The following is a 26,578-nucleotide window of genomic DNA, read 5'->3' on the forward strand; positions in this document are numbered from 1 at the left end:
TGTAGGTACCCTCGTTACCGCCCGACGCCGAACCAGGAGCACGGCCGCGTGAGCCCCGTGAGCAGCAACGCACCGCTCGGTCAGTCGCCCCTGCGCACCGTACAGGTGCTCGGCGGCGGCAACGCCGGAAGCAGCGCGCACGTGCGTTCGCTGGCCGCCGGCCTCGTCGCACGGGGCGTACGCGTCACCGTGTGCGCCCCCACCGAGGCCGACCACGTCTACGACTTCTCCGGTGCCGGCGCCGGCCATGTGCACGTACCGCGCAGCAGCGACCCGGGGTCGGTCGCCGCGCTCCGCGCCGCCTGCACGGACGCCGACCTGGTGCACGCGCACGGCCTGCACGCCTCCTTCCGCGCGGCGCTGGCGCTGAGCGGCCGCAGCACCCCGCTCGTCGTCACCTGGCACAGCCGGGCCCATGCCGAGGGCGCGCGGGCCCATCTGCTGAGGATGCTGGAGCGGCGGGTGGTGAAGGCCGCCTCGGTGGTGCTGGGCACGACCTCCGACCTCGTCGACCGCGCCCGCCGCACCGGCGCCCGGGACGCCCGGCTGGCCGCGGTCGCGCTGCCCGGCCCGCGGCCCCCGGCGGACCAGGACGAGCCGGACGGGCTGCGGTCCAAGGTGCGGGCCGAACTCGGCGTCATGGGAAGGCCGTTGCTCATGGCCGTCGGCTCCCTGGACCGGCACCGCGGCTACGACGTCCTGCTGGACGCGGCGCACGCCTGGTGCCGCCTCGACCCGGTGCCGCTGCTCGTCATCGCGGGGGAGGGGCCGCTGCGCCCCGAGTTGCAGCGGCGGATCGAGCACGAGGAACTGCCCGCCCGGCTCATCGGCAGCCGCGACGACGTCCCGGAACTGCTCGCCGCCGCCGATCTGGCGCTGCTGCCCAGCCGTTGGGAGTCCCGCTCCGTCCTCGCCCAGGAGGCCCTGCACGCGCGTGTGCCGCTGGTCGCGACCGCCGTCGGCGGGATCCCCGACCTGGTCGGCGACGCGGCCGAACTCGTCCCGTACGGCGACGCGCCGGCCCTCGCCGACGCCGTCGTGCGGCTGCTCGACGATCCCGGGCGCTGCGAGGAACTGCGGGACAGGGGCACCCGGCAGGCGGCGAGCTGGCCCACCGAGGACGAGACCGTGGCCCAGGTCCTGAGCGTCTACGACGAGTTGACCCAGCCCCGGCCGCTTCCCTAGCGGCTCGGGGGGCTAGGGGGTGTGCCGGCGGGCTCGCAGGGCCAGGCTCAACGCCAGTACCACCTGCGGGTCGTCGAGGTCCGTGCCCAGCAACTCCCCGATGCGGGCGAGGCGGTTGTAGAGGGTCTGCCGGTTGAGGTGGAGTTCGCGGGCCGTCTCCGCCTTGCGGCCCGCGTGCGCCAGGTAGGTCTCCAGGGTGGGCAGCAGCGGCGGCCTGGAGCGGTTGTCGTGGTCGCGGAGCGGGCCGATCGCCCGGTCCACGAAGGCCGCCAGGTCGGGATGGTCGCGCAGCCGCCACAGCAGCAGGTCGATGTCGAGGCGGCGGGCGTCGTACCAGGGGCGGTCGGACAGGCCCTGGGCCGCCGTCGCCGTCTCCGCGGCGTGCCGCAGGCCCGCCGAGGCCGCCGCCCAGCCGCCCGCCACTCCGACCACCACGACGGGCGGTGCCGCTCCCGGGCGCTGCATCCCGGCGCGTTCCACCCCGGCCCGCAGCGCCGCCGCGACCCGGTCCGCGACCGACGTGCGCTCCGCCTCCGAGCGCAGGCCCAGCAGCAGCGGCACCCGGCCCTCGACGGGCCGCACACCCAGCAGCACCGGCACCCCCACGGCCGCCAGCTCCTCACCGACCGCGCGGGCCAGCACCGCCCAACCCCCGCCCGGGGAAAGGGAGTCGCCGACCCGCATGACCACCGGCAGCAGCGGGCTGGTGCCGGGCTTGAAGCCGAGGACGCGTGCCTGGGCCGGGGCGTCCTCCGCGGTGATGCGGCCCTCGGCGAGGTCGGTCAGGAAGTCGCCGCGTCCGCGCGCCGCCAGCTCCTCCTCCTGGCGGGCCTGCATCAGCACGACGGCCAGGATGCCCGCGGCGCGCTCGGTGGCGATCCGGTGGACGGGCGCGAGGGGGCCGCGCACGGGCAGCAGCACCAGCCGGGCGCGCACCGCCCCCGTCCCCGGCCCGCCGCCCGGCACGTCCACCAGGACCGCCCCGGTCGGCGGCGCGTCCTTGTGCTGGCCGCGCAGCCCCTCCCACACCTGGAGCGGGTCCGCGCCCTCGGGCCCCGACCCGGCGGCGTACAGGAGCTGGCCGTCGGCCGTCTCCAGGAAGACCGGGTTGCCGCTGAAGTCGGCCAGGATGGCCAGCACCTGGGGCACCCCGCCGCCGCCCAGCAGGGCCTCGGTACATCGGCGGTGCACCTCCTCCGCCCGCTGGAGCAGCGTGTAGTGGTGGTTGACGATCTCGGTGTGGATCTCCTCGGTCACCGCCACGAAGGGCACCTCGCGGTGCAGCGCGACGAGCGGCAGCCCGGTCGCCCGGGCGGTGTCGACGAGGGTGGCGGGCAGCCGGGCGAAGCGCGGGCCCAGCTCCACCACCAGGGCGGCGATGCCCCGCTCGGCGAGGGTGCGGACGAAGGCCCGCTGGTCGCCCGGCCGGGTGCCCAGGCCGTAGCCGGTGGTGAGCAGCAGCTCGCCGCCCTTCAGCAGCGAGGCGATGTTCGGCACCTCGCCCGCGTGCACCCAGCGCACGGTGCGGCCCAGCCGGTCGGAGCCCGCGAGGATCTCCGGGAGTCCGCTGCGCAGCCCGGGCAGCTCCAGCGCCCGCTGCACGGTGATCCCGGCGCCCTGGGTGTCGTATCCGCTGCCCGTACCGCTGTCCATGGAGCGGACGCTACCTGGGAGAACGCCCTCACGGCACCTTCGGTCACACCGGTTCGACGTTGTGGTTGAAGCGGAACACGTTGTCCGGGTCCCAGCGCCGCTTCACCTTGGCGAGCCGCAGCGCGTTGCCCACGCCGAGCCCGGCCCGCACCCGCCCGGGGCCCTCGTCGCCGATGAGGCTGAGGCAGACCGCGCCGGTGGACCACGGCCGGACCGCGGCGCGGACGTTCCCCACCCAGGCGGTCCCCCGCTCGTCCCCGGCCGGGTCCGCCCAGCTGCCGAAGGGGTGCACCACCCAGGCCGCGTCGCGGTGCGCCACCGGGTACCGCGCCGGCCCCGAGGCGATCGCCCCGCCCTGCGGGTACAGCAGGAGCCGGGTGCCGCCCGGCCCCGGCATGCCGTCCGCGGCGGCGCACCAGGCGTCCACCGCCGCGTCGGGCAGTGCGGCCAGGCACTCGGCCGACGAGTGGATCCTGAGCCCGGCCGGCGGGTCGAGCAGGCGCTGTGCCTCGGTGTACGGCAGCGGGCCGACGACCGCCGCCGCGTGCGGCAGCGCGAGCACCGGCGCGGCGAGCCCGCGCAGGTCCTGCTCGCCGCCCACGCAGGTGACCAGCGCGGCGCACAGCGGCCTGCCCACCAGGTGCCCGGGTACGAAATCCGCGGGCGGGCCGGTCATGTACAGGACCGCGCCGCCGATCTCGTCGGGGCCGGTGCCGATCACCTCACGGAAGGCGCGGACGACGTCGGGGCCGAGGGACGGCGGGTACAGCAGCAGCGCGGCACAGAACAGCGGCAGCTCGTGCAGCGCGAGGGTGAGCGCGGTGGCCACGCCGAAGTTCCCGCCGCCGCCGTGCAGGGCCCAGAACAGCTCGGGGTTCTCGTCGGCACCGGCGTGCACACGCTCGCCGTCGGCGGTGACCAGCTCGACGCCGGCCAGGTCGTCGACGGCCGGCCCGAAGGCCCGGTCCAGCCAGCCGGAGCCGCCGCCGAGCACGAACCCGCCGACCCCGGTGGTGGAGACCCGGCCCCCGGCGCAGGCCAGTTTGTACGGCCGGGTCGCCCGGTCCAGCCGGCCGACGGTCGCCCCGCCCCGTACCCGGACGACCTCCGCCGCCGGGTCGACGGCCACCCCCTGCATCCGGCGCAGATCCACCACGAGCGCGCCGTCGGCGACCGCGGAGCCCGCGAGGCCGTGGCCGCCGCCGCGCACCGCGATCCGCAGGTCCAGCTCCCGCCCGAACCGCACGGCACGCACCACGTCGGCGTCGTCCACGCACTGGGCGATCACGGCGGGCCGCCGGTCGACCGTGCCGTCGAAGACGGCGCGGGCTCCGTCGTACCCCGGGTCTCCCGGGGCGAACACATCGCCGACCAGGTCCTCACGGAGCACGGCGAGGGCCGCGTGCGCCTTGGAGGGGGCACCCATGACCACGAGCCTAGGCCGCAGCGCGCTCCGACGGGGTGCGGGGCCGTGCCGGATGCGCGGCTGTTGCCGCGTGGGCGCGACCAGCCCCCACGCACCCGCGGACGACCGACGCGCGGCCTCTACCCGCCGTACGCGCCCGACGCGGTCAGCCGCAGCGCCGTGTCGATCAACGGCACATGGCTGAACGCCTGCGGGAAGTTGCCCACCTGCCGCTTCAGCCGCGGGTCCCACTCCTCCGCCAGCAGCCCCAGGTCGTTCCGCAGGGCGAGCAGCTTCTCGAACAGCTTGCGCGCCTCGTCGACGCGGCCGATCATCGCGAGGTCGTCGGCCATCCAGAACGAGCACGCCAGGAAGGCGCCCTCGTCGCCGGGGAGGCCGTCCACGCCCTCGTCGCCGCCCGAGGTCGGGTAGCGCAGGATGAAGCCGTCCGACGTGGACAGCTCCCGCTGGATCGCCTCGATGGTGCCGATGACCCGCTTGTCGTCCGGCGGCAGGAACCCCATCTGGGGGATCAGCAGCAGCGACGCGTCCAGCTCCTGCGAGCCGTAGGACTGCGTGAACGTGTTGCGTTCCTTGTCGTAGCCCTTCTCGCAGACGTCCCGGTGGATGTCGTCGCGCAGTTCCTTCCAGCGCTCCAGCGGGCCGTCCGCGTCCCCGGACTCGATCAGCTTGATGGTGCGGTCCACGGCGACCCAGGCCATCACCTTGGAGTGCACGAAGTGCCGCCGCGGGCCGCGGACCTCCCAGATGCCCTCGTCGGGCTCGTCCCAGTGGTCCTCCAGGTAGCGGATGAGCTTGAGCTGGAGCAGGGAGGCGTAGTCGTTGCGGGCGAGGCCGGTCATGTGGGCCAGGTGCAGGGCCTCGGTGACCTCGCCGTAGACGTCCAGCTGGAGCTGGTGGGCGGCGCCGTTGCCGACCCGGACCGGGGCTGAGTTCTCGTAGCCGGGCAGCCAGTCCAGCTCGGCCTCGCCCAGCTCGCGCTCGCCCGCGATGCCGTACATGATCTGAAGGTTCTCGGGGTCGCCGGCGACCGCCCGCAGCAGCCACTCGCGCCAGGCGCGGGCCTCCTCGCGGTAGCCGGTGCGCAGCAGCGAGGACAGGGTGATGGCCGCGTCGCGCAGCCAGGTGTAGCGGTAGTCCCAGTTGCGGACGCCGCCGATGTCCTCGGGGAGCGAGGTGGTGGGCGCGGCGACGATGCCGCCCGTGGGGGCGTAGGTCAGGGCCTTCAGCGTGATCAGGGAGCGGACCACCGCCTCACGGTAGGGGCCGTGGTACGTACAGTGCTCGACCCACTCGCGCCAGAACTCCTCGGTCGCCTCCAGCGACTGCTCGGGCTCCGGCAGCGGCGGCGGCTCCTTGTGCGAGGGCTGCCACGAGACGGTGAACGCGATCCGGTCGCCGGGGGCCACGGTGAAGTCCGCGTAGGTGGTCAGCGACTTGCCGTAGGTCTCCGCCGAGGTGTCGAACCACACCGAGTCGGGGCCCGCGACGGCGACCGTACGGCCGTCGTGCTTGTGCACCCAGGGCACGACCCGGCCGTAGGAGAAGCGCATGCGCAGGACCGAGCGCATCGGGACGCGGCCGGTGACGCCCTCGACGATGCGGATCAGCTGGGGGGCGCCGTCACGCGGCGGCATGAAGTCGGTCACCCGGACCGTGCCGCGCGGGGTGTCCCACTCGGACTCCAGGATCAGTGAGTCGCCCCGGTAGCTGCGGCGGGCCGCGGTCGGGGGCGGGGAGTCGGCCGCGTGCGCCGGGCCGAGCCGCCAGAAGCCGTGTTCCTCGGTGCCGAGCAGACCGGCGAAGATGGCGTGCGAGTCGAAGCGGGGCAGGCACAGCCAGTCCACTGTGCCGTCCCGGCAGACCAGGGCGGCGGTCTGCATGTCTCCGATGAGTGCGTAATCTTCGATGCGCCCGGCCACGTGCAACTCCAGTCGAACGGCCACGTCACCCCCCAGGCAGAGGGGGGCTGTCGCTAGTGCGGTCAAGGGGGTTGTTGTTGTGCTGCGTTGAGCGGTGAAGCAAAGCAGTCCGTCGCGCCCTGAGGCAAAACGGCGGTCATAGCTCAACGAACTGCCGAGCTCTCGTTGTTCCGGGAGTGACGGGCGGGGGTGTGCCGTGTTCTCCGGCCTGGCTCGGCAGCGAGTGTCCGAGCAGGATACGACGCACGTAGATGATCTGCGTGCCGCTCCGGGCAACCCGTGTGGGCCGAACGAGTGAGCCGCGGGTGAGATGTACGTAAACGTGAGCGTCCGCGTGTCGACGTGCGTGCGGAGCGTGGCCGGAAGCCATCTCTCCGAGGCGCTGATACCCTGGTAGCCCGTGGACCGGTGGGCACGAAACCCCCGAACCGCAGCGACGGCACGACCCCCGGAAACGCCCGGACGGCAGCCGTACCGCACGACAGATCGCGACCACGGGAGCCCCCTCTTGGCCATGCCGCCGCATGCTTTTAAGAACAGCGCAGCCACGACGACCAAGCACATCTTCGTCACCGGGGGTGTCGCCTCCTCGCTCGGCAAGGGCCTGACGGCCTCCAGCCTGGGCATGCTGCTCAAGGCCCGGGGTCTGCGCGTCGTGATGCAGAAGCTCGACCCGTACCTGAACGTCGACCCGGGCACGATGAACCCCTTCCAGCACGGTGAGGTGTTCGTCACCAACGACGGCGCCGAGACCGACCTGGACATCGGTCACTACGAGCGCTTCCTCGACCGCGACCTGGACGGCTCCGCCAACGTCACCACCGGTCAGGTCTACTCGACGGTGATCGCCAAGGAGCGGCGCGGCGAGTACCTGGGCGACACGGTCCAGGTCATCCCGCACATCACCAACGAGATCAAGCACCGCATCCGGCGCATGGCGACCGACGAGGTCGACGTCGTCATCACCGAGGTCGGCGGCACGGTCGGCGACATCGAGTCGCTGCCGTTCCTGGAGACGGTCCGCCAGGTCCGGCACGAGGTCGGCCGGGACAACGTGTTCGTGGTGCACATCTCTCTCCTGCCCTACATCGGTCCGTCGGGCGAGCTGAAGACCAAGCCCACCCAGCACTCCGTGGCCGCCCTGCGGAACATCGGCATCCAGCCCGACGCGATCGTGCTGCGCTGCGACCGCGAGGTCCCCACCGCCATCAAGCGCAAGATCTCGCTGATGTGCGACGTCGACGAGGCCGCCGTGGTGGCCTGCCCGGACGCCCGTTCGATCTACGACATCCCGAAGACCGTGCACGGCGAGGGCCTGGACGCCTATGTCGTCCGCAAGCTGGACCTGCCGTTCCGCGACGTGGACTGGCGGACCTGGGACGACCTGCTCGACCGCGTCCACAACCCCGACCACGAGATCACCCTGGCCCTGGTCGGCAAGTACATCGACCTGCCCGACGCCTACCTCTCGGTCACCGAGGCGCTGCGCGCCGGCGGCTTCGCCAACAAGGCCCGCGTGAAGATCAAGTGGGTCACCTCGGACGACTGCAGGACCCCGGCCGGCGCCGCCGCCCAGCTCGGTGACGTCGACGGCATCTGCATCCCCGGCGGCTTCGGCGACCGCGGTGTGCTCGGCAAGGTCGGCGCCATCCGCTACGCCCGCGAGAACCGGATCCCGCTGCTCGGCCTCTGCCTGGGCCTGCAGTGCATCGTGATCGAGGCCGCGCGCAACCTGGCCGGCATCCCGGACGCCAACTCCACCGAGTTCGACTCCGCCACCGGCCACCCGGTCATCTCCACCATGGCCGAGCAGCTCGACATCGTCGCCGGCGAGGGCGACATGGGCGGCACCATGCGCCTGGGCATGTACCCGGCGAAGCTGGCCGAGGGCTCCATCGTGCGCGAGGTCTACGACGGCAAGGAGTACGTCGAGGAGCGGCACCGCCACCGCTACGAGGTCAACAACGCCTACCGCTCGGAGCTGGAGAAGAAGGCGGGCATCCTGTTCTCCGGCACCTCCCCGGACGGCAAGCTCGTCGAGTACGTCGAGTACCCGCGCGACGTCCACCCCTACCTGGTCGCCACCCAGGCGCACCCGGAGCTGCGCTCCCGCCCGACCCGCCCGCACCCGCTGTTCGCGGGCCTGGTGAAGGCGGCCGTCGCGCGTCAGCAGGCCGTGGCCGAGCAGCCGGATTCGAAGTAACACACCAGTTGTACGGTGGCCGGGGTGCATACCTTCAAAGGTGGGCGCCCCGGTTTTGCCGTGGACCGGTTTTTCCCGTCTGCGTCTGTTTTCCCGTGTACGTCTGGAAGGGCTTGGCATGACGATCAAGGACACCGCCGAGGAATGGGAGATCCGGGCGACGGAGACCCCCTTCGTGGGCAACAAGACCTCCGTCCGCACGGACGAGGTGGTCATGCCCGACGGCTCGGTGGCCCGCCGCGACTACCAGGTCCACCCCGGCTCGGTCGCCGTCCTCGCCCTCGACGAGGAGGACCGGGTGCTGCTCATCCGCCAGTACCGGCACCCGGTCCGGCAGAGGCTCTGGGAGATCCCGGCCGGCCTGCTCGACGTCCCCGGCGAGAACCCGCTGCACGCCGCCCAGCGCGAGCTCTACGAGGAGGCGCACGTCAAGGCCGGGGAGTGGCGGGTGCTGACCGACCTGTACACCACCCCCGGCGGCTGCGACGAGGCCGTGCGGATCTTCCTCGCCCGCGATCTGGCCGAGGCCGAGGGCGAGCGCTTCGAGACCGAGCACGAGGAGACCGAGCTGGAGTACGCGCGCGTGCCGGTCGACGAGCTGGTGCGCCTGGTGCTCGCCGGGGACGTGCACAACAACTGCCTCGTGACGGGTGTCCTCTCGCTGGTCGCGGCCCGCGCCGGCGACGGTCTGGACGCGCTGCGCCCGGCCGACGCGCCCTGGCCGGCCCGCCCCTTCGAGGCCTGATCCCACCTCCGGGGTACGCCGATGTGACCATCGGCTGATCCGATCGGGCGATGTGCCCGCCGTGCTCCGCCGGGAACGTCCTCGCACGTGAACTAGGCTCGACACGATTGAGCCGAAACGCCCGAACCGGAGTCCCGGCGGGCACGCGTGCGCGGTGGGACGGGAGTGTGGCCCGTGACGGATCAGGCGGTGGACACAGGCGGTGCACGACTCGCGGCGCCCGCGGCCCCGGACGACCAATTCCTGGGCCGCACAAGAGAGTTGAAGGAACTGCGGGCCGACATCGAGCGCGCGGGCCTGGACACCATCGCCGGCCGCAAGGCCCCCCGCGCCCGGGTCCTGCTGATCGCGGGCAGACCCGGATCCGGACGCACCGCGCTCGCCGGGGAACTGGTCCGGCGGGTCGCCGCCGACTACCCCGACGGGGTGCTGCGCGCCCGCCTCGCCGAGCCCGACGGCACCCCCGTCCCGGTCGAGCGCACCGCCCGCGAACTCCTCACCGCCCTGCGCCTGCCCACCCCGGCCGGCGCCGCCGAGGACGACCTCACCCACGCGCTGCGCACCGCCCTCGCCGAGCGCCGGATGCTGCTCCTGCTGGACGACGCGCCGGGCGCCGAAGAGGTCGACGCACTGCTCCCGGACACCCCCGACTGCCTCGTCGTCGCCGTCTCCGGCGGACCGCTCACCGGCATCCCGGACGTCCGCCCCTGCACCCTGGGCGGCCTCGACACCAAGTCGGCCGTCGAACTGCTCACCCGCTACACCGGCGCGGTCCGCATCACGGTCGACCCGCGCTCCGCCGAGTCCCTGGTCGAGGTCTGCCAGGCGCACCCCGCCGCGCTCACCCTGGCCGGCGGCTGGCTCGCCGCCCGTCCCCAGGCGGCCGTCTCCGACCTCGCCAAGCGCCTGCACGCGGACGCCGACGACAGCGCGGCCCTGTCCCGGGTCCTCCGGTTCGTCCACGACCAGCTGCCCGGCCAGGCCGCCCGGATGCTGCGGCTCCTGAGCCTGGCCCCGGCCGGGCTGGCCGACCCGCACACCGCCTCCGCGCTGGCCGGCTGCTCGGTCGACTCCGCCCGCACCACCCTGGACCAGCTGGTCCGGCTGGGCCTGCTGCGCACCGTGGCCTCCCCGCTGCCCCAGTACGAGGTCCCCGGCTGCCTCCACCCGCTGCTGCGCTCCTTCGCGGAGTCCCGGGAGCGGTCCGGGGAGCTCCAGCTGGCCCGGGCCCGGATGCTGGAGCGCACGGTACGGCTGCTGCAGTCCTGCCGGGCGATCACCGAGACCGACAACCCGCAGGCCCGCGAGAAGCTCCAGGCGCTGCCCCGCGAGCTGCGCTTCCCCACCCCGCGGGCCGCCGCCGAGTGGCTCGCCATCCGGCGTCCGGCCCTGCTGGCCGCCGCCCGCACCGCGGTCGCCGACGGCGAGCTCGACACACTGGCCCGCCGGCTGATGTCCCAGCTGGTACGAGCCATGGTGGCGCACTTCGGCACCCAGGCCGCGGCCGCCGACCTGTACGGCATCCACGGACTCGTGCTCGATGTCGCCGAGCGCCGCGACCTGCCGCGCGAGCAGGCCGCCGCGTTGCTGAACCTGGGCGACCTGGACGCGCAGACCGGACGCACGGCGGACGCACTGGTGCGATATCGGTTGGCTCTGGACGCTGCGCGCAGTGCAAATGATCCGTATGCAACCGGCCGCGCAATGGAATCCGTAGGTGGCGCGTACCAGGAGCTGGGGGACTACGACCGGGCCGCCGACTGGTTCGGTCGTGCCCTCGCCCAGCGGCTGGCCCGCGACGAGCGCGCCGAGGCCGCCCGGCTCTACGGCCGTATCGCCGGCGCGCACACCTACGCGGGCCGTTACGGCGAGGCGCTCAGGGGCTGGCGGGCGGCCTTTTCCGGCCATCGCAAGAACGGCGATGTGGCAGCACAGGCAAGGGCGTTGAGCGAGCTGGCCCGGGTCCAGGAGTACGCCGGACGGCCCGAGGAATCGCTGCACACCTGCCAGGAGGCGGTGGAGTGGGCGCGCCGCGCCGACGACGTACGACTGCAGGCCGCGCTCCAGTTGCGGCTCGCCGACACGCTGGAGCACCTGGGCGACTCCACCGCCGCGGGCCTGCACCGCTCGGCCGCCGAGCGCATGCTGAGTGAGGAGCCTCAGGGGTCCCCGGACCCCGACTCCTACCTGGAACACGGGGCTAACACCTGCGAAATCCGTAGTACCTCCGCCGAAGATTGATGCAATGAAAGGCTAGACAGCCGGAACGCCTTCATTAAACTGGCTCTGCCGCCGGTTCTCCTGCGGTGTCTCCTGGTGTGCGTCGCATGCCTGATATGTGCTGTTACGCCCCCACACCCTCTGAGCCAAGGACCGTGATCGACGTGAAGGTCGGCATCCCCCGCGAGGTCAAGAACAACGAGTTCCGGGTGGCCATCACCCCCGCCGGCGTGCACGAGCTGGTGCGCCACGGCCACCAGGTCGTCATCGAGCGCGGCGCCGGTGTCGGCTCGTCGATCCCCGACGACGAGTACACCGCCGCCGGTGCCACGATCCTGGACACCGCCGACGAGGTGTGGGCCACCGCCGACCTGCTGCTGAAGGTCAAGGAGCCCGTCGCGGAGGAGTACCACCGGCTCCGCAAGGACCAGACGCTCTTCACCTACCTGCACCTGGCCGCCTCCAAGGAGTGCACCGACGCCCTGCTGGAGTCCGGCACCACGGCGATCGCCTACGAGACGGTCGAGCTGCCCGGCCGCGCGCTCCCGCTGCTCGCCCCCATGTCCGAGGTCGCGGGCCGGCTCGCCCCGCAGGTCGGCGCCTACCACCTGATGCGCGCCAACGGCGGCCGCGGTGTGCTGCCCGGCGGCGTCCCCGGCGTGCTGGCCGCCAAGGCCGTCGTCATCGGCGGTGGCGTCTCCGGCTGGAACGCCGCCCAGATCGCCATCGGCATGGGCTTCCAGGTGACCCTGCTCGACAAGGACATCAACAAGCTCAAGGAGGCGGACAAGATCTTCGGCACGAAGATCCAGACCGTCGTCTCCAACGCCTTCGAGCTGGAGAAGGCCTGCCTGGAGGCCGACCTCGTGATCGGCGCGGTGCTCATCCCGGGCGCCAAGGCCCCCAAGCTCGTCACCAACGAGCTGGTCTCCCGGATGAAGGCGGGAAGTGTCCTTGTCGACATCGCGATCGACCAGGGCGGCTGCTTCGAGGACTCCCGCGCCACCACGCACGCCGAGCCGACCTTCAAGGTCCACGACTCGGTCTTCTACTGCGTCGCCAACATGCCCGGCGCGGTCCCCAACACCTCGACCTACGCGCTCACCAACGCCACCCTGCCGTACATCGTGTCGCTGGCCGACAACGGCTGGGCGGAGGCGCTGCGCCGCGACGCCGCGCTCGCCAAGGGCCTCAACACGCATGACGGCAAGGTCGTTTACAAGGAGGTCGCCGAGGCCCACGGGCTGGAGCACCTGGATCTCGACACGCTGCTCGGCTGACCCGAAACGGACAGGTGACTAAGTCACCTTTTCGTAAAGGCGATACGTCAACAAGGCGCGTCAACCACGAACATCCGGCCGGACCTTGCCCGAGAAGGTCCGGCCGGATGTGTGTATGGTCACTTTGCTACGCTCGGCCAACTCGCCTCGAACGTAACCCTTCGCCCGATTCGTACACCGGTGAAACCTGCTGTGCGACGGCCGTACGCCCTTGACAGCGAGATGTTTCATTGCCGACACATCCTGCCGGGTCCGGCGGATTGTGTTGCTGCGGACGCCCGACACGCCATAGAGTCGCCAACCGTCGGCATGGTGCCACGCTGACCTGTCTAGAAGTTTCCTGGTCACCAAGGAGGTAAGACGACTTGTGAATGAGTCGACATTTTCTCCCGGGGGTGGTCAACCAGGAATGCCGGTACGGGACCAGGGTCCCGCGGGGTTCGAGGCTGTCGGCTCCGTCGCGGTGCGCACCTTCACAGCAGCCCGGAGTCCGCTGACCACGCGGACAGCACACCAGAGCATGGATGGCCATCACGTGAACGCCATGGCCGGCGACGGAAGTGGCGCGCCCCACAACCACTTCGCCGACTACGACGAACTGCCCGAGGGGCACTTCTACGACCCCGACGCCGAGTACGAGCCCGATCCGGAGTACGCGGCCACGCTCGCGCCCGACGCGGCCCGCCAGCGCCGTGAGCGCGTCGGTCCGACCGGTCGCCCGCTGCCGTACTTCCCGATCCCGGGCCCGCTGACCGATCACGGCCCCGCGAAGATCATCGCGATGTGCAACCAGAAGGGCGGCGTCGGCAAGACGACGTCGACCATCAACCTGGGTGCCGCGCTCGCGGAGTACGGCCGGCGCGTGCTGCTCGTGGACTTCGACCCGCAGGGCGCGCTGTCGGTGGGTCTCGGTGTCAACCCGATGGAGCTCGACCTCACCGTCTACAACCTGCTCATGGAGCGGGGCATGTCGGCCGACGAGGTGCTCCTGAAGACGGCGGTCCCCAACATGGACCTGCTGCCCTCCAACATCGACCTGTCGGCCGCCGAGGTCCAACTGGTCTCCGAGGTCGCCCGCGAGTCGACGCTCCAGCGGGCGCTCAAGCCGCTGATGGACGACTACGACTACATCGTGATCGACTGCCAGCCCTCGCTCGGCCTGCTCACGGTCAACGCGCTGACGGCCGCCCACAAGGTGATCGTGCCGCTGGAGTGCGAGTTCTTCGCGCTGCGCGGTGTCGCCCTGCTCACCGAGACCATCGAGAAGGTCCAGGAGCGGCTCAACCCGGAGCTGGAGCTCGACGGCATCCTCGCCACCATGTACGACTCCCGCACCGTGCACAGCCGTGAGGTGCTCGCGCGGGTCGTCGAGGCGTTCGACGACCACGTCTACCACACGGTCATCGGCCGCACGGTCCGCTTCCCGGAGACCACGGTCGCCGGTGAGCCGATCACCACGTACGCCTCCAACTCCGTCGGTGCCGCCGCCTACCGCCAGCTCGCCAGGGAGGTGCTCGCCCGGTGTCACGCCGAGTGAGTCTGCCCGGGGCCGACGAACTGTTCCGTACGACAGGGGGGATGGCGCTCCAGCCGTCCAGCCCCAGGCGCCCGGCCAACGGCGAGGCCCGGGTGCCGGCTCCGGCGGGGGAGAGCGACGAGACGGCGGCCGCGGCCGCCGACGACGTACCGCAGTCGGTGCCCGTGCAGGGCGGCGACGGCGAGGGCGCGGAGCACGTGGCGGCGGAGCCCGGTCCGGCCGACGCCGGGGAGTCCCGCAACCACGCGGCGCAGTCCGTGACGGTCGCGCCGTCGGCCGAGCGGCTCGCGCGGCAGCAGGGGGCGCAGGAAGGTTCTGCCGGATCCGCCGCGCAGGGCCAGCCCCGCAAGCGCGGTGGCAGGGCGCCCGCCCGGCGGCCCAGCGGGCGTGAACGGCACGACGAGAAGATCACCGTGTACGTCTCCGCCGAGGAGCTGATGGACCTGGAGCACGCGCGTCTCGTGCTCCGCGGCGAACACGGACTGGCCGTCGACCGCGGCCGGATCGTCCGCGAGGCGGTCGCCGTCGTCCTGGCCGACCTGGAGTCCCGCGGAGACGCGAGCATTCTCGTCCGACGGCTGCGCGGTCGGTAGGGGTAGCCTGCGAGGGCCATGACCTCGACCAACGCTCCCGCTTCCGGCGCCTTCGGCGGTCGGCGCCGCGCGTTGGGGCGGGGGCCGGGTGCGGAGCCGGAGCCTGCGGCGCCCCCCGCGGAAGCAGGGCCCGGGGCCGTCGTGGCGGAAGCAGCGCCCGAGGTACCCGAAGCCGGGCCCGAGCCCGGCGGGGGTGTGGAGCCCGAGGCCGTCCCCGACGGTGTCTTCAAGGTCAGGCTCGCCAATTTCGAGGGCCCCTTCGACCTCCTCCTCCAGCTGATCTCCAAGCACAAGCTGGACGTCACCGAGGTCGCCCTCTCCAAGGTCACCGACGAGTTCATGGCGCACATCCGGGCCATGGGGCCGGACTGGGACCTGGACCAGACGACCGAGTTCCTCGTCGTCGCCGCCACCCTGCTCGACCTGAAGGCCGCCCGCCTGCTGCCCGCCGCCGAGGTCGAGGACGAGGCCGACCTGGCCTTGCTGGAGGCTCGTGACCTGCTGTTCGCGCGGCTGCTCCAGTACCGCGCGTACAAGCAGATCGCCGACATCTTCAACCGGCGCCTGGACGACGAGGCCCGCCGCCGGCCCCGTACCGTCGGCCTGGAGCCGCACCTCGCCGAGCTGCTGCCCGAGGTCGTCATCAGCATCGGACCGGAGGGCTTCGCCAGGCTCGCGGTCAAGGCGATGCAGCCGAGGGCCAAGCCGCAGGTGTACGTCGACCACATCCACGCCCCGCTGGTCAGCGTGCGGGAACAGGCCGGGATCGTGGTGGCGCGGCTGCGCGAGCTGGGCGAGGCGAGCTTCCGCGCGCTCGTCCGGGACACCGACGACACGCTCACCGTCGTGGCCCGCTTCCTGGCCCTGCTGGAGCTGTACCGCGAGAAGGCGGTCGCCCTGGACCAGGAGGTCGCGCTCGGCGACCTGATCGTGCGCTGGACCGGCGGGGACGGGGAGGCCCGGCCGATGGTGACCGACGAGTTCGACCGACCGCCCGAGCCGCCCGAGCCGCCCGAGCCGTCCAAGGAGGACAAGGCATGAGCGAGCAGCCCGCGGAGCCGCCGGCCGGGCCGCGGTCCGTCGCCGACCTCGACCTCGGGCCGGCCCTGGAGGCGGTCCTCATGGTCGTCGACGAGCCCGCGACCGCCGAGCACCTGGCCAAGATCCTGGAACGGCCGAAGCAGACGGTCACCAGGGCGCTGCGCGCGCTCGCCGACGAGTACACCGCCCAGGGGCGCGGCTTCGAGCTGCGGTTCGTCGCCGGCGGCTGGCGCTTCTACACCCGGGGCGAGTACGCGCCCGCCGTCGAGCGGCTCGTCCTGGACGGCCAGACCGCCCGGCTGACCCAGGCGGCGCTGGAGACCCTCGCGGTCGTCGCGTACCGCCAGCCGGTGAGCCGCAGCCGCGTCTCGGCCGTGCGCGGGGTCAACTGCGACGGTGTGATGCGCACCCTGCTCCAGCGCGGTCTGGTCGAGGAGGCGGGCGCGGAACCCGAAACAGGTGCGATCCTGTACGGGACGACGAACTACTTCCTGGAGCGGATGGGCCTGCGCGGCCTGGACGAGCTCCCGGAGCTCGCGCCCTTCCTCCCGGAGGCCGAGGCGATCGAGGCCGAGACCCAGGAGGGTGTGCCGTCGTTCGATCCGGACGCTCCGGATTCCGAGGACGCAGACGACAAGACGGAACTTTGATGCGAAGCAGCAGCGGCAGGAACAGCAGCGGAAACAACGGCGGGAGCCGTGGTGGCAACAGCGGCGGCCGCGGCGGGAGCAGCGGTGGCCGCGGTAACCACCGCGGTGCCGGGAACGCCCGCGACGACAAGCAGGGCGGCCGGCCCAAGAAGCCGCGCCCGGAGGAGCGGCGCTACGACGTGGGCCCCGGCGCCACCCAGGACGGCCCGAAGTCGGGCCGTGGCGCCTCGGCGCGCGGCGGCGCCAAGGGCGGACCCCGGCAGGGGCAGGGCACCGGGCGCGGCCGTTCGGCTCCGGCGAGCTCCCGTGAGTACGACGCCCGCGCCGAGGAGCGCAACCGGGAGCGGTACGCCGGCAAGAAGGACGTCAAGCTGCCCAAGACCTTCCCGGGCGCCGAGCAGGAGGGCGAACGGCTGCAGAAGGTGCTCGCCCGCGCGGGCTACGGCTCCCGGCGCGCCTGCGAGGAGCTGGTCGAGCAGGCCCGGGTCGAGATCAACGGCGAGATCGTCACCGAGCAGGGCAGGCGGGTCGACCCGGAGAAGGACGAGGTCAAGGTCGACGGGCTGACCGTGGCCACGCAGTCGTACCAGTTCTTCTCGCTGAACAAGCCGGCCGGTGTCGTCTCCACGATGGAGGACCCGGACGGCCGGCAGTGCCTCGGCGACTACGTCACCAACCGGGAGACCCGGCTCTTCCACGTGGGGCGGCTGGACACCGAGACCGAGGGTGTCATCCTGCTCACCAACCACGGCGAGCTGGCGCACCGGCTGACCCACCCCAAGTACGGCGTGAAGAAGACCTATCTCGCGCACATCGTGGGCCCGATCCCGCGCGACCTCGGCAAGAAGCTCAAGGACGGCATCCAGCTGGAGGACGGGTACGCGCGCGCGGACCACTTCCGGGTCGTGGAGCAGACCGGCAAGAACTACCTGGTCGAGGTCACCCTGCACGAGGGCCGCAAGCACATCGTGCGCCGCATGCTGGCCGAGGCCGGTTTCCCGGTCGACAAGCTGGTGCGGGTCGCCTTCGGGCCGATCACCCTCGGCGACCAGAAGTCGGGCTGGCTGCGCCGCCTGTCCAACACCGAGGTCGGGATGCTCATGAAGGAAGTCGACCTCTAGACCCCTGAAGGGGCCTGTACGGCTCTGTGACGGCCGGTTCCGGGTACTCCGGGACCGGCCGTCGCCGTTCCCGGGAACGGGGCTCCAGCGGCCGCCGACGGCTTGCGTGATCACCCGCCCGCTCTTTATAGTCGTAGCGACTATTAGTCGGATCGATCACCAAGGGGGTGGACGGACGCATGCAGGGCTACGACAAGTACGCCTACGAACCCTTCGCCGTCACCGTCGACCTCGCCGTCCTCACCCTCCGCGCGGACGCGCTGCACGTGCTGCTCGTCGAGCGCGGACAGGAGCCGTTCGCCGGCCGGTGGGCGCTGCCGGGCGGCTTCGTGCTGCCCAGGGAGTCGGCCGAGACGGCGGCCCGGCGGGAACTCGCCGAGGAGACCGGCCTGTCGGACGTGTCGGGGCTGCGCCTGGAGCAGCTGCGCACCTACAGCGACCCGGAGCGCGACCCGAGGATGCGGGTCGTCTCCGTCGCCTTCACCGCCCTGCTGCCCGACCCGCCCGAACCGCGCGGCGGCGGCGACGCGGCACAGGCGCGCTGGCTGCCGTACGAGTCGGCGGGGCCGCTCGCCTTCGACCACGACCGGATCCTCGCCGACGCGCACGAGCGCGTGGGCGCGCGGCTGGAGTACAGCTGCCTCGCCACCGCCTTCTGCCCCCCCGAGTTCACGCTCGGCGAGCTGCAGAACGTCTACGAGACCGTCTGGGGCGTCGAGCTGGACCGCCCCAACTTCCGCCGCAAGGTGCTCGCCACCCCCGGCTTCGTCGAACCGGTGCCGGGCGCCGCCCGGCTGACCGGCGGCCGCGGCAAACCCGCCGCGCTCTACCGCGCGGGCACCGCCACCGCCCTCCACCCGCCGCTGCTGCGCCCGTCCCGGGAAGGACGCCCCGCATGACCACGACCACCGTGCGCAAGCGCGCCGCCACCGGCTCCCTGATCGGACTCGCCCTCGGGGACGCGCTCGGCTTCCCGACCGAGTTCGACGACGTGCCCTCGATCCTCGCCAAGTGCGGTCCCTGGCGCGGGATGGAACTGCCCGGGCGCGCCTTCGTCTCCGACGACACACAGATGACCCTCGCGGTCGGGCGCGCCCTGCGCACCGCCATGGACCGCGGGGCGCTCGCGCCCAGGCGGCTGGCACGGCCGCTGCGCGAGGAGTTCGTCGACTGGTACCGGTCGCCGGAGAACAACCGCGCGCCGGGCCGGACCTGCCTGCGCGCCTGCCACCTGCTGGAGGACGAGGGACGGCTCTGGCCGGACGCCAGCCAGATCGACTCCAAGGGCTGCGGGGCCAACATGCGGGTCGCGCCCATCGGACTCGCCCCCGGGCTCAGCGACGAACAGCGCGCCGGAGCAGCCCAGTTGCAGTCCGCCCTCACCCACGGCCACCCCACCGCCCTGGCCGCCTCCGACCTCACCGCGCACGCCGTACGGCTGCTCGCCCAGGGCACCGGTCCCGACGCGCTCGTCGGCCGGCTGAGGGCGTACGCCGAGGAGAACCGCACCCGCTACCACCACAGCTGGCTCGGCGACCTGTGGACCCGTGGCCAGGACCCGGACGCCGAGCACTTCATCGCCCGCGGCTGGGACGACTGCCTGGCGGTCCTCGACCGCCTCCAGGACGCCCTTTGCACCGCCTCGCCCGAGGCCGACCCCTGCCTGGCCACCGGTGCCGGCTGGATCGCCGAGGAGGCCCTCGCGACCGGACTGCTCTGCTTCCTGCTCTTCCCCGACGAGCCGCTGCTCGCCCTGCGCCGCGCCGCCTGCTCCTCCGGCGACTCGGACTCCGTCGCCTGCCTCGCCGGAGCCTTCGCGGGAGCCCGGCTGGGCGCGGACGCCTGGCCGGCGGAGTGGGCCGACCGCATCGAGTACCGGGGTGACCTGCTGGTCCTGGGCGCCCTCTGGGACGCTTGACCACGTGATCGACGACCTGCACATAGACCTGGCGCCCGTCATCGCGGACCAGCCCGACCCGCTCCTCTTCGCCACCGTCTCCGGGGCGCACCTGTACGGCTTCCCGTCCCGGGACTCCGACGTGGATCTGCGGGGCGTCCACCTGCTGCCCGCCGCCGACCTGGTGGGGCTGCGCGAGCCGGAGGAGACCCGCTCGCGGATCTGGGTGCACTACGGCGTCGAGATGGACCTCGTCACCCACGACCTGCGCAAGTTCGTCCGGCTGATGCTGCGCCGCAACGGCTACGTGCTGGAGCAGCTGCTCTCCCCGCTCGTCGCGCACACCGGCGACACCCACCGCGAGCTGGCCGCGCTCGCCCCGGGCGTGCTCACCGCCCACCACGCCCACCACTACCGAGGGTTCGCCGTCACCCAGTGGCGGCTGTTCGAGAAGACCGGCGAGCTGAAACCGCTGCTCTACACGTTCCGGGTGCTGCTCACCGGCATCCACCTGATGCGCAGCGGCGAGGTGCAGGCCCATCTGCCCACCCTGCTCGGCGAGGTGCCCGAGGCCCCCGCCCTGCTGCCCGGACTGATCGCGGCCAAGGCCGAACAGGAGCACGGCAGGGCCGATGTCGGGCACGCGCGCGTGGAGGCCGACGTGGAGCGGCTGCACACCGTGCTCGACGAGGCGCAGAACACCTCAGCGCTCCCCGACGCGCCCACCGCGCACGACGCCCTGCACGACCTCGTCGTCCGGGTACGCCTGGCGGGCTGAGGCGCGGCGGACCCGGAACAGGAAGTCGGCCACGCGCGCGTGGTCCGGCTCCGCCGGCAGCGGGCTGCCGCGCAGCGCCCGCTCCGTCTCCCCGGCGAGCCGCGCCATCCGGGCCTCCACCTCCGCCCAGGAGACCTCGCCGCGCTTCACCGCCAGCAGCCCCGCGCGCCGGTCGCCGACGTCGACCGTCAGCTCGCCGGTGCGCAGCAGGTCACGGGCGGAGGTCAGCAGCCGCAGCAGGTGCATCGCGTGCTTCCAGCGCGGCGCGCCGTGCGTACGGACGTCCGCGTCGAGCTTGCGGCGCTGGCCGAGGGCGTAGCGGGTGAAGGTGTCGTGGGCCCGCCGGGACAGGAAGGCGCCGCGCAGTGCCAGCAGCTCGCGGCCCGTGCCGTCGACGTGCTCGACCAGGGGCGAGTGCAGGCACTCCAGGATGTTCGGGTTGGCCCGCAGCGCCAGCTCGCAGAACCGCTCCAGCTCCCAGGAGAACCGCTCCTCCTCCGGGCCCTCGACATGCGTCGGCGGCTTCTCGAAGCGCCAGAACAGGGGAGTGGGGGCGAGGAACACGCCCCGCCGGTCGGTGTCGCTGCCCTCCGTGGCCAGGCCGAAGGCGCGCGAGCCCATGACACAGGCGTAGATCGTGTGGTCGCGTACCAGGTCCTCGGGCTGCATGCCGGGGAGCGTACGCGGCACCTCACGCCAGGATGATCGAATTTCCGTTCACGCTGATGGCCTTGGCCGGCAGCGGCTTCGTCGCCGGACCGTGGGCGACCGCGCCGTCGGTGATGTCGAACCTGCTGCCGTGGCAGGGGCAGTCGATGGTGCCGTCCGCCACCTGGTTCACCGTGCAGCCCTGGTGGGTGCAGATCGCCGAGAAGGCCTTGAACTCGCCCGACTTCGGCTGCGTCACCACGATCTTCTGTTCCTTGAAGATCTTCCCGCCGCCCTCCGGGATCTCGGTGGTCTTCGCCAGCGCCTGCCCGGCGGAGGCCCCCGCCGACGCGGAGGACGCGGAGGACGCGGAGGACGCGGAAGGCTCCGAGGAGCCGCCGCCGCTGTTGTTGCCGCATCCCGCACAGCCCACGGCGAGCGCGGCCGCGCCCGTCGCGAGAACCGTGCGCCGAGTGGAGCCGTCGGTCATGTCGTCACCCCGAACGTGTGGAGGTACCGGAAGGCGAAGGTCAGCCAGGCAGTCGCTCCGAGCGGAGCAGCAGCATCCTGGCATCGAAAGCACCGAAGAAGAAGCAACTCAGGAGAGAGTGCCGCAAAACGCCCCTTTCCTACGCCTGACAGCCCAACGCGCACGGACGGCGGACCGGGTCCGTCCGGCGCCCCGAGTAGCGGAACGGGGTGACGCACGTGACATTGGGCCCATGGCAGGCAACGACCTCGAAAGCATGCTCGGCAGCCTCATGGGCGGCGACGGCAAGGGCGCCGGGCTCCTGACCGCGCTGATCGCCGCGATGAGCCACGGCCAGGGCGGCGGCTCGCTCGGCGGTCTCCTGGACACGCTCGCCGGGTCCGGCCTCGCCCGGCAGAAGGACTCCTGGGTGGGCACTGGCGCGAACCAGCCCGTCACCGGCGACCAGCTCCAGCAGGCCCTGCCCGACGACACCCTCCGTCAGGTCGCCGAGGAGACCGGGACGACCCCAAAGAAGGCCGCCGACCAGCTCGCCCGGGTACTGCCCGACGCCGTCGACCGGCTCACCCCAGGGGGCGAGGTGTCACCGGCCTCCATCGAGGACCTGATCCGGCAGCAGTCCCCGTGAGGTGCCGTCTCAGCGGGCGGGCGTCGCGCACCGGCCCGGACGGGTCTGACTAGGCTGGACGGACCAGGAGGCCGACATCAGAACAGGAGCTGCGCCGTGGCGGTACGAGCGGTCCGGGGGGCCGTCCAGCTGGAGCGGGACGAGGCCAGTCACATGGACGAGCAGGTCGGGGCACTCCTCACCGCCGTCCTGGAACGGAACGGGCTCACCGCCGACGACCTGATCAGCATCTGGTTCACGGCCACCCCCGACCTGCACAGCGACTTCCCGGCGGCCGCCGCGCGCAAGCTCGGCATCATCGACGTCCCCTTGATCTGCGCCCAGGAACTCGACATCGAGGGCGCGCTGCCCCGGGTCGTACGGATCATGGCGCACATCGAGTCCGACCGGTCGCGCGCCGAGATCAGCCATGTCTACCTCGGTGCCGCGGCCGCCCTGCGCAAGGACATCGCCCAGTGAGGACCGCGCTCGTCATCGGTACCGGACTCATCGGTACGTCCGCCGCGCTCGCCCTCGCCCAGCGGGGCGTCGTCGTCCACCTCGCCGACCACGACCCTGAGCAGGCCCGCACGGCCGCCGCGCTCGGCGCCGGCACCGACCAGGCCCCGGAGGGCCCCGTCGACCTGGCGCTGGTCGCCGCCCCGCCCGCCCACGTGGCCGCCGTCCTCGCCGACGCGATGGACCGGGGCCTGGCCCGCGGCTACGCGGACGTCGCCAGCGTCAAGGGCGGTCCGCGCCGCGAGCTGGAGGCGCTGGGACTCGACCTGTCGGCGTACCTCGGCACGCACCCCATGGCCGGCCGGGAGAAGTCCGGGCCGCTGGCCGCCACCGCCGACCTCTTCGAGGGCCGCCCCTGGGTGCTCACCCCGACCCGGGACACCGACACCGAGGTGCTGAACCTCGCCCTGGAACTGGTCTCGCACTGCCGGGCCGTCCCGGTGGTCATGGACGCCGACGCCCACGACCGCGCGGTCGCCCTGGTCTCCCACATGCCCCACCTCGTCTCCAGCATGGTCGCCGCCCGCCTGGAGCACGCCGAGGAGTCGGCCGTACGGCTCTGCGGGCAGGGCATCCGGGACGTGACCCGGATCGCCGCCTCCGACCCCCGGATGTGGATCGACATCCTCTCCGCGAACCCCGGGCCGGTCGCCGACCTGCTCGCGGACGTCTCCGCCGACCTCGACGAGACGGTCGGCGCGCTGCGCGCCCTGCAGTCCTCCGACGGGGAGAAGCGGCGCGAGGGCGGGGCCGGTATCGCGGACATGCTGCGGCGCGGCAACGCGGGCCAGGTGCGGGTGCCGGGCAAGCACGGCTCGGCGCCGCGGGCGTACGAGGTCGTCGCGGTGCTCATCGACGACCAGCCCGGCCAGCTGGCCAGGATCTTCGCCGACGCCGGCGCGGTCGGGGTCAACATCGAGGACGTGCGCATCGAGCACGCGACGGGCCAGCAGGCCGGTCTGGTGCAGCTGTGGGTGGAACCGAAGGCGGTGCCGGTACTGACGTCGGCGCTGCGGGACCGGGGCTGGGCGCTGCGGCAGTAGCGCTGGAACCGGCGGTCCCGGGGGCCGGTAACCTTGTGCGGGGCGCTCTGGCGTCCCCACACCACCCACCACCCCGCACCCGGAAGGTGTCCCCCCGTGGAAAACGGCGCCGTGAAGCCCGTGATTGTCGCCATAGACGGCCCCTCGGGCACCGGCAAGTCGAGCACCTCCAAGGCCGTGGCCGGGCAGCTCGGCCTGAGCTACCTGGACACCGGCGCCCAGTACCGGGCGATCACCTGGTGGATGGTGAACAACGGCATCGACCTCACCGACCCGACCGCGATCGCCGCGGTGGCCGGCAAGCCGGAGATCGTCTCCGGGACCGACCCGGTCAACCCGACGATCACCGTCGACGGCGTCGACGTGGCCGGCCCGATCCGCACCCAGGACGTCACCTCCAAGGTCAGCGCGGTGAGCGCGGTGCCGGAGGTGCGGACGCGGATCACCGAGCTCCAGCGGTCGCTGGCCTCCGCCGCCGAGGTCGGGATCGTGGTCGAGGGCCGGGACATCGGTACGACCGTGCTGCCCGACGCCGACCTGAAGATCTTCCTCACCGCGTCGCCGGAGGCCCGTGCCGCCCGCCGCAGCGGTGAGCTCAAGGGCGCCGACGTCAACGCCACCCGCGAGGCCCTGATCAAGCGGGACGCGGCCGACTCGACCCGCAAGACCTCGCCGCTCGCCAAGGCGGACGACGCGGTCGAGGTGGACACCACCGAGCTGACGCTGACCCAGGTCATCGAGTGCGTCGTCACCCTCGTCGAGGAGAAGCGGGCCGGGAAGTGAGCGTTCCGTCGCAGCGGGGCGCCGAGACCGGACGGCGCATCGGGGTCGGCCTGATGTACGGGCTGTGGAAGCCGCGCGTGCTCGGCGCCTGGAAGGTGCCCGCGCACGGCCCGGCGATCCTCGCCGTGAACCACTCCCACAACATCGACGGCCCGATGGTCATGGGCGTGGCTCCCCGGCCGACGCACTTCCTGATCAAGAAGGAGGCGTTCGTCGGACCGCTGGATCCCTTCCTGACCCGGATCGGGCAGCTGAAGGTGGACCGGCAGTCCGCCGACCGCACGGCGATCACCCGGGCCCTCGGCGTCCTGGACGCCGGGGGAGTGCTCGGCATCTTCCCGGAGGGCAGCCGGGGCGACGGCGACTTCGCCGCGCTGCGCGCCGGGCTCGCCTACTTCGCGGTGCGCTCCGGCGCGCCGATCGTTCCGGTGGCCGTGCTGGGAAGCACCGAGCGGCAGGGACGGCTGATCAAGGGGCTGCCCCCGCTGCGCTCCCGCGTCGACGTCGTCTTCGGCGACCCCTTCGAGGCGGGCGACGGCAGCGGCCGGCGCACCCGCAAGGCCCTGGACGAGGCCACCGAGCGCATCCAGACGCAGCTCGCCGGCCACCTGGAAAACGCCAGGCGCCTGACCGGGCGCTAGGCGACACTGAGTAGTGGTTCGACCCGAAATGCGGCCGGTCCACCGATCACCACGATGAACGACGAGGTACGGACTTCATGAACGACCACATCCAGCCCGGCGACTCGGCTGAGCACGAGTACGACCACGGGGCGCTCGGCGACGCCGAGTACGCGGAGTTCATGGAGCTCGCCGCGGAAGAGGGCTTCGACATCGAGGACGTCGAGGGCGCGATCGAGGCGGCGGGCCACGGCCCGCTGCCCGTCCTCGCCGTCGTCGGCCGCCCGAACGTCGGCAAGTCGACCCTGGTCAACCGCATCATCGGGCGCCGCGAGGCGGTCGTCGAGGACAAGCCCGGCGTCACCCGCGACCGCGTGACCTACGAGGCCGAGTGGGCGGGCCGCCGCTTCAAGGTCGTCGACACCGGCGGCTGGGAGCAGGACGTCCTCGGCATCGACGCCTCCGTGGCCGCGCAGGCCGAGTACGCGATCGAGGCGGCCGACGCGGTCGTCTTCGTCGTCGACGCCAAGGTCGGCGCGACCGACACCGACGAGGCGGTCGTACGACTGCTGCGCAAGGCCGGCAAGCCCGTCGTGCTCGCCGCCAACAAGGTCGACGGACCCAGCGGCGAGGCCGACGCGTCCTACCTCTGGTCCCTCGGCCTCGGTGAGCCGCACCCCGTCTCCGCCCTGCACGGCCGCGGCACCGGCGACATGCTGGACGCCGTCCTGGAGGCGCTCCCCGAGGCCCCCGAGCAGACCTTCGGCGGCCCCGGCGTCGGCGGCCCCCGCCGTATCGCCCTCATCGGCCGCCCGAACGTCGGCAAGTCCTCCCTCCTCAACAAGGTGGCGGGCGAGGAGCGCGTCGTCGTCAACGAGATCGCCGGCACCACCCGCGACCCGGTCGACGAACTGATCGAGCTGGGCGGCGTCACCTGGAAGTTCGTCGACACCGCCGGTATCCGCAAGCGCGTCCACCTCCAGCAGGGCGCCGACTACTACGCCTCGCTGCGCACCGCCGCCGCCGTCGAGAAGGCCGAGGTGGCGGTCATCCTGATCGACGCCGCCGAGTCCATCTCGGTGCAGGACCAGCGGATCGTGTCGATGGCCGTCGACGCCGGGCGCGCGATGGTCATCGCCTACAACAAGTGGGACACCCTCGACGAGGAGCGCCGCTACTACCTGGAGCGGGAGATCGAGACCGAGTTCGGCCAGGTGGCGTGGGCGCCGCGGGTGAACATCTCGGCCTACACCGGCCGCCACATGGAGAAGCTGGTCCCCGCCATCGAGACCGCCCTCGCCGGCTGGGAGACCCGGGTGCCCACCGGCCGCCTCAACGCCTTCCTCGGCGAGCTGGTCTCGGCCCACCCGCACCCGGTCCGGGGCGGCAAGCAGCCCCGCATCCTGTTCGGCACCCAGGCCGGCACCAAGCCGCCGCGGTTCGTCCTCTTCGCCTCCGGCTTCATCGAGGCGGGCTACCGGCGCTTCATCGAGCGCCGCCTGCGCGAGGAGTTCGGCTTCGAGGGCACCCCGATCCACATCTCGGTCCGGGTGCGCGAGAAGCGCGGCAAGAAGAAGTAGCCCCATGCGTGAGGGGTGGCCACCGGAACCGGTGGCC

The 26,578-nt window shown here is 72.6% G+C and carries 24 protein-coding genes and 1 pseudogene; 19 read left to right on the forward strand and 6 right to left on the reverse strand.

The genetic code is table 11. The annotated features are described in order from the left end of the window. Nucleotides 1–48 precede the first annotated feature (48 nt). Nucleotides 49–1,185, forward strand: coding sequence for a glycosyltransferase family 4 protein (locus ACZ619_RS10680; protein WP_469596801.1), 1,137 nt, complete (start codon nucleotides 49–51; stop codon nucleotides 1,183–1,185). 12 nt (nucleotides 1,186–1,197) lie between these two features. On the opposite strand, the gene ACZ619_RS10685 is transcribed toward ACZ619_RS10680, so the two are convergent. The 3 genes from ACZ619_RS10685 to ACZ619_RS10695 all read right to left on the reverse strand — a co-directional run bounded on the left by ACZ619_RS10685 (nucleotide 1,198) and on the right by ACZ619_RS10695 (nucleotide 6,186). Next, nucleotides 1,198–2,838 carry a PucR family transcriptional regulator gene (locus tag ACZ619_RS10685; protein ID WP_469596804.1) on the reverse strand — a complete coding sequence of 547 codons (1,641 nt, stop codon included), beginning with the start codon at nucleotides 2,836–2,838 and terminating at the stop codon, nucleotides 1,198–1,200. A gap of 43 nt (nucleotides 2,839–2,881) precedes the next feature. Continuing rightward, on the reverse strand, nucleotides 2,882–4,264 hold the full coding sequence (locus tag ACZ619_RS10690) for an FAD-binding oxidoreductase (protein ID WP_469596806.1): 1,383 nt from the start codon (nucleotides 4,262–4,264) through the stop codon (nucleotides 2,882–2,884). A gap of 119 nt (nucleotides 4,265–4,383) precedes the next feature. Further along, nucleotides 4,384–6,186, reverse strand: coding sequence for a glycoside hydrolase family 15 protein (locus ACZ619_RS10695; RefSeq protein ID WP_469597498.1), 1,803 nt, complete (start codon nucleotides 6,184–6,186; stop codon nucleotides 4,384–4,386). Between the two features lie 514 nt (nucleotides 6,187–6,700). On the opposite strand from ACZ619_RS10695, the gene ACZ619_RS10700 reads away from it, so the two are divergent. From ACZ619_RS10700 to ACZ619_RS10755, 12 genes are all read left to right on the forward strand, one after another. Next, nucleotides 6,701–8,389, forward strand: a complete 1,689-nt coding sequence (locus ACZ619_RS10700; protein WP_469597500.1) for a CTP synthase — start codon at nucleotides 6,701–6,703, stop codon at nucleotides 8,387–8,389. 118 nt (nucleotides 8,390–8,507) lie between these two features. Beyond that, nucleotides 8,508–9,134, forward strand: a complete 627-nt coding sequence (locus tag ACZ619_RS10705; RefSeq protein WP_469596808.1) for an NUDIX domain-containing protein — start codon at nucleotides 8,508–8,510, stop codon at nucleotides 9,132–9,134. 174 nt (nucleotides 9,135–9,308) lie between these two features. Continuing rightward, nucleotides 9,309–11,375: a tetratricopeptide repeat protein gene (locus ACZ619_RS10710; protein WP_469596810.1), complete on the forward strand. Its 2,067-nt coding sequence runs from the start codon at nucleotides 9,309–9,311 to the stop codon at nucleotides 11,373–11,375. Nucleotides 11,376–11,518: 143 nt separating this feature from the next. After that, on the forward strand, nucleotides 11,519–12,634 hold the full coding sequence (gene ald / locus ACZ619_RS10715) for an alanine dehydrogenase (protein ID WP_469597502.1): 1,116 nt from the start codon (nucleotides 11,519–11,521) through the stop codon (nucleotides 12,632–12,634). Nucleotides 12,635–13,043: 409 nt separating this feature from the next. Next, nucleotides 13,044–14,171, forward strand: coding sequence for a ParA family protein (locus tag ACZ619_RS10720; RefSeq protein ID WP_469596812.1), 1,128 nt, complete (start codon nucleotides 13,044–13,046; stop codon nucleotides 14,169–14,171). Further along, nucleotides 14,156–14,764 carry a hypothetical protein gene (locus tag ACZ619_RS10725; RefSeq protein WP_469596815.1) on the forward strand — a complete coding sequence of 203 codons (609 nt, stop codon included), beginning with the start codon at nucleotides 14,156–14,158 and terminating at the stop codon, nucleotides 14,762–14,764. The genes ACZ619_RS10720 and ACZ619_RS10725 overlap by 16 nt, the downstream gene beginning before the upstream one ends. An 18-nt stretch (nucleotides 14,765–14,782) precedes the next feature. Beyond that, nucleotides 14,783–15,805: a segregation and condensation protein A gene (locus ACZ619_RS10730; protein ID WP_469596817.1), complete on the forward strand. Its 1,023-nt coding sequence runs from the start codon at nucleotides 14,783–14,785 to the stop codon at nucleotides 15,803–15,805. Further along, nucleotides 15,802–16,455, forward strand: coding sequence for an SMC-Scp complex subunit ScpB (scpB, locus tag ACZ619_RS10735; RefSeq protein ID WP_469596820.1), 654 nt, complete (start codon nucleotides 15,802–15,804; stop codon nucleotides 16,453–16,455). The genes ACZ619_RS10730 and scpB overlap by 4 nt, the downstream gene beginning before the upstream one ends. Next, nucleotides 16,455–17,576: a pseudouridine synthase gene (locus tag ACZ619_RS10740; RefSeq protein WP_469596822.1), complete on the forward strand. Its 1,122-nt coding sequence runs from the start codon at nucleotides 16,455–16,457 to the stop codon at nucleotides 17,574–17,576. The genes scpB and ACZ619_RS10740 overlap by 1 nt, the downstream gene beginning before the upstream one ends. A 179-nt stretch (nucleotides 17,577–17,755) precedes the next feature. Then, nucleotides 17,756–18,475 (forward strand): NUDIX hydrolase, encoded by a 720-nt coding sequence (locus ACZ619_RS10745; protein ID WP_469597504.1) that lies wholly within the window; start codon nucleotides 17,756–17,758, stop codon nucleotides 18,473–18,475. Next, nucleotides 18,472–19,494 (forward strand): ADP-ribosylglycohydrolase family protein, encoded by a 1,023-nt coding sequence (locus ACZ619_RS10750; RefSeq protein WP_469596824.1) that lies wholly within the window; start codon nucleotides 18,472–18,474, stop codon nucleotides 19,492–19,494. The genes ACZ619_RS10745 and ACZ619_RS10750 overlap by 4 nt, the downstream gene beginning before the upstream one ends. 4 nt (nucleotides 19,495–19,498) lie before the next feature. Next, nucleotides 19,499–20,251, forward strand: coding sequence for a nucleotidyltransferase domain-containing protein (locus ACZ619_RS10755; RefSeq protein ID WP_469596827.1), 753 nt, complete (start codon nucleotides 19,499–19,501; stop codon nucleotides 20,249–20,251). Here the strand turns inward: ACZ619_RS10755 and ACZ619_RS10760 are convergent. The 3 genes and pseudogenes from ACZ619_RS10760 to ACZ619_RS10770 all read right to left on the reverse strand — a co-directional run. After that, entirely contained in the window at nucleotides 20,177–20,920 is a 744-nt protein-coding gene (locus ACZ619_RS10760) for a nucleotidyltransferase domain-containing protein (protein ID WP_469596830.1), read from the reverse strand. The two genes, ACZ619_RS10755 and ACZ619_RS10760, sit on opposite strands and share 75 nt — an antisense overlap. A 22-nt stretch (nucleotides 20,921–20,942) precedes the next feature. Next, nucleotides 20,943–21,389: a Rieske (2Fe-2S) protein gene (locus tag ACZ619_RS10765; RefSeq protein ID WP_469596833.1), complete on the reverse strand. Its 447-nt coding sequence runs from the start codon at nucleotides 21,387–21,389 to the stop codon at nucleotides 20,943–20,945. Nucleotides 21,390–21,432: 43 nt separating this feature from the next. After that, nucleotides 21,433–21,528: pseudogene (locus ACZ619_RS10770) on the reverse strand (DUF6529 family protein); the annotation flags it as partial. A 93-nt stretch (nucleotides 21,529–21,621) separates the two neighbouring features. Between ACZ619_RS10770 and ACZ619_RS10775 the strand changes: the two are divergent. The 6 genes from ACZ619_RS10775 to der all read left to right on the forward strand — a co-directional run bounded on the left by ACZ619_RS10775 (nucleotide 21,622) and on the right by der (nucleotide 26,541). Continuing rightward, entirely contained in the window at nucleotides 21,622–22,017 is a 396-nt protein-coding gene (locus tag ACZ619_RS10775; protein ID WP_469596836.1) for a YidB family protein, read from the forward strand. A gap of 96 nt (nucleotides 22,018–22,113) precedes the next feature. Then, the gene (gene aroH / locus ACZ619_RS10780) at nucleotides 22,114–22,476 is read left to right on the forward strand and encodes a chorismate mutase (RefSeq protein ID WP_469596838.1); all 363 of its coding nucleotides are present in this window, start codon (nucleotides 22,114–22,116) and stop codon (nucleotides 22,474–22,476) included. Then, a complete protein-coding gene (locus tag ACZ619_RS10785) occupies nucleotides 22,473–23,558 on the forward strand; it encodes a prephenate dehydrogenase (protein WP_469596840.1) in 1,086 nt (361 codons plus the stop codon). The genes aroH and ACZ619_RS10785 overlap by 4 nt, the downstream gene beginning before the upstream one ends. A 96-nt stretch (nucleotides 23,559–23,654) precedes the next feature. After that, the gene (gene cmk / locus ACZ619_RS10790; RefSeq protein WP_469596841.1) at nucleotides 23,655–24,341 is read left to right on the forward strand and encodes a (d)CMP kinase; all 687 of its coding nucleotides are present in this window, start codon (nucleotides 23,655–23,657) and stop codon (nucleotides 24,339–24,341) included. Continuing rightward, entirely contained in the window at nucleotides 24,299–24,982 is a 684-nt protein-coding gene (locus ACZ619_RS10795; protein ID WP_469596843.1) for a lysophospholipid acyltransferase family protein, read from the forward strand. Before cmk ends, ACZ619_RS10795 begins: the two co-directional genes overlap by 43 nt. 77 nt (nucleotides 24,983–25,059) lie before the next feature. Further along, complete coding sequence (gene der, locus ACZ619_RS10800) at nucleotides 25,060–26,541, forward strand: ribosome biogenesis GTPase Der (RefSeq protein WP_469596845.1); 1,482 nt, start codon at nucleotides 25,060–25,062, stop codon at nucleotides 26,539–26,541. Nucleotides 26,542–26,578: the final 37 nt, after the last annotated feature.

The sequence above is a fragment of the Streptomyces sp. NPDC104367 genome (assembly GCF_055583825.1).

What these genes read in the sequence shown, in the direction of transcription:
- ACZ619_RS10685 (WP_469596804.1), bottom strand. Translation starts at nt 2,838, where the DNA reads ATGGACAGCGGTACGGGCAGCGGATACGACACCCAGGGCGCCGGGATC.
- ACZ619_RS10690 (WP_469596806.1), bottom strand. Translation starts at nt 4,264, where the DNA reads ATGGGTGCCCCCTCCAAGGCGCACGCGGCCCTCGCCGTGCTCCGTGAG.
- ACZ619_RS10700 (WP_469597500.1), top strand. Translation starts at nt 6,701, where the DNA reads ATGCCGCCGCATGCTTTTAAGAACAGCGCAGCCACGACGACCAAGCAC.
- ACZ619_RS10705 (WP_469596808.1), top strand. Translation starts at nt 8,508, where the DNA reads ATGACGATCAAGGACACCGCCGAGGAATGGGAGATCCGGGCGACGGAG.
- ACZ619_RS10720 (WP_469596812.1), top strand. Translation starts at nt 13,044, where the DNA reads ATGCCGGTACGGGACCAGGGTCCCGCGGGGTTCGAGGCTGTCGGCTCC.
- ACZ619_RS10730 (WP_469596817.1), top strand. Translation starts at nt 14,783, where the DNA reads ATGACCTCGACCAACGCTCCCGCTTCCGGCGCCTTCGGCGGTCGGCGC.
- scpB (WP_469596820.1), top strand. Translation starts at nt 15,802, where the DNA reads ATGAGCGAGCAGCCCGCGGAGCCGCCGGCCGGGCCGCGGTCCGTCGCC.
- ACZ619_RS10740 (WP_469596822.1), top strand. Translation starts at nt 16,455, where the DNA reads ATGCGAAGCAGCAGCGGCAGGAACAGCAGCGGAAACAACGGCGGGAGC.
- ACZ619_RS10745 (WP_469597504.1), top strand. Translation starts at nt 17,756, where the DNA reads ATGCAGGGCTACGACAAGTACGCCTACGAACCCTTCGCCGTCACCGTC.
- ACZ619_RS10750 (WP_469596824.1), top strand. Translation starts at nt 18,472, where the DNA reads ATGACCACGACCACCGTGCGCAAGCGCGCCGCCACCGGCTCCCTGATC.
- ACZ619_RS10760 (WP_469596830.1), bottom strand. Translation starts at nt 20,920, where the DNA reads ATGCAGCCCGAGGACCTGGTACGCGACCACACGATCTACGCCTGTGTC.
- ACZ619_RS10765 (WP_469596833.1), bottom strand. Translation starts at nt 21,389, where the DNA reads ATGACCGACGGCTCCACTCGGCGCACGGTTCTCGCGACGGGCGCGGCC.
- ACZ619_RS10775 (WP_469596836.1), top strand. Translation starts at nt 21,622, where the DNA reads ATGGCAGGCAACGACCTCGAAAGCATGCTCGGCAGCCTCATGGGCGGC.
- der (WP_469596845.1), top strand. Translation starts at nt 25,060, where the DNA reads ATGAACGACCACATCCAGCCCGGCGACTCGGCTGAGCACGAGTACGAC.